Below are 2,852 nucleotides of genomic sequence, written 5' to 3'. Positions count from 1 at the left end.
TCGGGTAGGACTTACGTTGGCGCATGGCGATCCTGACGTTAAGGGTAATTGCGTCCGCTTAAAATACGCGGACACAATCGCCCTTATCGGCCTGACTCGGAAGGTGTGTTCGCCGGCCCCTTACGCTCAAGGCGTCGGCTCGATTGAATGCGGTTTAGATAGCTGTAAATATAGATCTTCAGAAGGATTGCAGGGTGGTAGGCGGGCCTGCCAGTTTCGGCCGGAGTGACGCCTTCAAAACCTAGCTTGGCTAGGTCGACTTCATCGACGAAAACATCGACTACTCGAACCGGATTGGTATCGCTGACGTAGTCGTCGAGACTTTCGGGAAGTAAGGTGCTTTGACCTCGATGTTCACCCTGGATAAACCGTTTCATGGGCAACCCTTGCGATGAGATTCTCAGAAATCATAGCAAGGGTTTACCGGGGCGTTTTTACACACTCTGGGCCGATTGCTGCCTCTTATCCTTTGCTGGAAACTCTCGAATCGCGAGCAAAAGAATGCTCAACACGAATGCAATTGCTTGGTTCGGTCAAAGCAATTGCGTCCCTGGTTAGGGTCGGCGTTACCCATCAATGCGGTCTACACCGATTAGTGATTCAATTCCAAAAATCAAACACGCCTAAAAGTGCACAGGCTCAGCCCGAAGGCGCATGGCCGTTTACGCCCTTGTTGGAGTGCCGATCGCCTGCCGTATCTCGCGCACGTCGCGTGCAGGCGATGCGCCGAATTGCCGTAAATATTCGCGGCTAAACTGTGATGCGCTTTCATAGCCGACAACGAACGCTACGTCAGACGCGCGATGCTCGCCGGCAAGCAAAAGCTGACGAGCTTCCTGCAATCTAAGCTGTTTCTGATATTGGATAGGACTCAGGCCTGTCATCGACAGAAAATGGCGATGCAGGCTTGCCCGGCTCATGCCGCTTGCACCGCACAACGCCTCGATGCGAAGTCGGGTGTTGTAATTGCCCCTGATCCAGGCAACGGCCCGCCGGATGCTACCCAGTGCGCCATCGGGTTGGGCAATCTGACGCAGCAGCCGCCCTTGGGGGCCCTGTAGGAGACGATAGAGCAACTCCCGTTCGACCATTGGGCCGAGAACCGGGATATCGGCAGGCGTGTCGAGCAACGACAATAAGCGGAGTAACGCGTCGCGGAGCGAAGCGGTCATCGGGTTTATCATGATGCCAATCCCCTTTTGTTCGCTTTCACGAACCGGCGGCATGTTCGCCGCCAATTCTGCCAGTATGGCCGGATCCAGTACGAGCGATACCGCAACGTAGGGCTGCCCCCCTTCAGCATCAAGAATCTGTCCGATCAAAGGCAGGTCCAAGGCGCTGATGAGATAGTGTTCACTGTCGTAGCTCAGGAGATTGTCGTTAATCGCAATGCGCTTCGATCCTTGCAGGATGAAGCAGATCATCGAGCGATACAGGCATGGCGCCTTGTCTATTGAGCCTTGTCCGACGCAGAGGTCTACACGCGGGATCCGTGTGGCAGTCAAACCCGGTGGCGCATGGCGCAGGGCTATATCAAGATGCGGTGCAAGATCGTTGTTCATGAACCGATTATGCCTACGTCCCGTCACCACGCAATATGATTGATACAATCAGGCAATAAATTGAGCTTATTGGGCGTGGGTTACAAACCGGTCATGGCCTATCTTGAGCAGGTCAAGAAAGCGCCGAAAGGCGCGCCTAACCTAGTAGAGACAGCCCATGACCAACCAGATCGCACTCATCACTGGCGCCAGCCGCGGCCTTGGCCGCAATATGGCTCTTCACCTCGCCAAGCGCGGTGTTCACATCATCGGCACCTATCGCAGCGGCGCTGCAGAAGCCGAGACGTTGAAGCAGGAGATCAAGGCGCAGGGCGGCAAGGCCGCGATGCTGCCGCTCGACATCACCGACACTACCAGCTATCCGGCTTTTTCAAGCGCTGTGACTGATACGTTGATGACCGAGTTCGGCCGAGAGCGCTTCGACTTCCTCGTCAACAATGCCGGCAATGGTCTGTTTGCGAACTTTACTGACGCGACCGAGGACCAGTTTGGCTCACTGGTCGCCACGCACCTTCGCGGTCCAATTTTTCTGACTCAGAAGCTGTTGCCGCTCGTAGAAGACGGCGGTCGTATCCTGAACGTTTCCTCCGGCTTCGTGCGCTTTACTCTGCCGGGGTACAGCATTTATGCGGCGGTGAAGGCTGCAGTCGAGGTTCTGACCCGTTACATGGCCGTAGAACTTGGTTCGCGCCGAATTCGGGTGAATGCGATTGCCCCAGGTGCCATCGCAACCGATTTTGGTGGTGGTGCAGTGCGCGATAACAAGGATGTGAACGCCTATGTAGCACAGGGCATCGCGCTGGGCCGTGTCGGTCTACCGGACGATATCGGCGGTGCGGTCGCCGCCATCCTGTCCGATGACATGGCCTGGGCTAACGGGACGACTTTTGACATTTCGGGCGGGCAGTTGTTGTAGCCACAGCCGCATTGATTCCATCCCGTCGCCGCCCTATCGACCAACATGCCGAACGCTCAACTTACGCTCATCAGCCATCCGTTGTGCCCGTTCGCTCAGCGAGCGACGATAGTGCAACTGGAAAAGAATGTGCCCTTTGAGAGGGTCGATCTCGCTGCCAAGCCAGATTGGTTCTTGGTACTTTCGCCGATGGGAAAGGTGCCGTTACTCAAGGTGGGTTTCGGGTTCAGCAAGGTATCCCATACCCGCCTAAGTCGCACTTTTTCCTGGGCTGTAAATGATTGCTTCTGGCCGATTCTGTTGAAAAAGTCGGCAATGGTTTCCACGGCAGAAAAGTACGCGCTTGAGATTGAAATCTTTACTTTGAGCAGAGG

The 2,852-nt window shown here is 55.5% G+C and carries 2 protein-coding genes and 2 pseudogenes; 2 read left to right on the top strand and 2 right to left on the bottom strand.

The window, feature by feature from the left end; all coding sequences use genetic code 11:
- Positions 1-107: 107 nt before the first annotated feature.
- Positions 108-377, bottom strand: a pseudogene (locus ACRESJ_RS11830) (transposase); the annotation flags it as partial.
- A gap of 285 nt (positions 378-662) precedes the next feature.
- A complete protein-coding gene (locus tag ACRESJ_RS11825) occupies positions 663-1,562 on the bottom strand; it encodes an AraC family transcriptional regulator N-terminal domain-containing protein (RefSeq protein WP_431758045.1) in 900 nt (299 codons plus the stop codon).
- Between the two features lie 157 nt (positions 1,563-1,719).
- Between ACRESJ_RS11825 and ACRESJ_RS11820 the strand changes: the two genes are divergently transcribed.
- Positions 1,720-2,478, top strand: a complete 759-nt coding sequence (locus ACRESJ_RS11820; protein ID WP_431758044.1) for an SDR family NAD(P)-dependent oxidoreductase — start codon at positions 1,720-1,722, stop codon at positions 2,476-2,478.
- 111 nt (positions 2,479-2,589) lie between these two features.
- Positions 2,590-2,852 (top strand): annotated as a pseudogene (locus ACRESJ_RS11815) (hypothetical protein); the annotation flags it as partial.

The sequence above is a fragment of the Pseudomonas sp. genome (assembly GCF_050739655.1).
Taxonomy (GTDB): Bacteria; Pseudomonadota; Gammaproteobacteria; order Pseudomonadales; family Pseudomonadaceae; genus Aquipseudomonas.
The sequence above is the reverse complement of the archived record's forward strand: the minus strand, read 5'-3'. Positions and strand labels throughout refer to the sequence as shown.

Bases quoted from the DNA above. Each gene is read 5' to 3' on its own strand.
- ACRESJ_RS11825 (WP_431758045.1), bottom strand. From the start codon at position 1,562: ATGAACAACGATCTTGCACCGCATCTTGATATAGCCCTGCGCCATGCG.
- ACRESJ_RS11820 (WP_431758044.1), top strand. From the start codon at position 1,720: ATGACCAACCAGATCGCACTCATCACTGGCGCCAGCCGCGGCCTTGGC.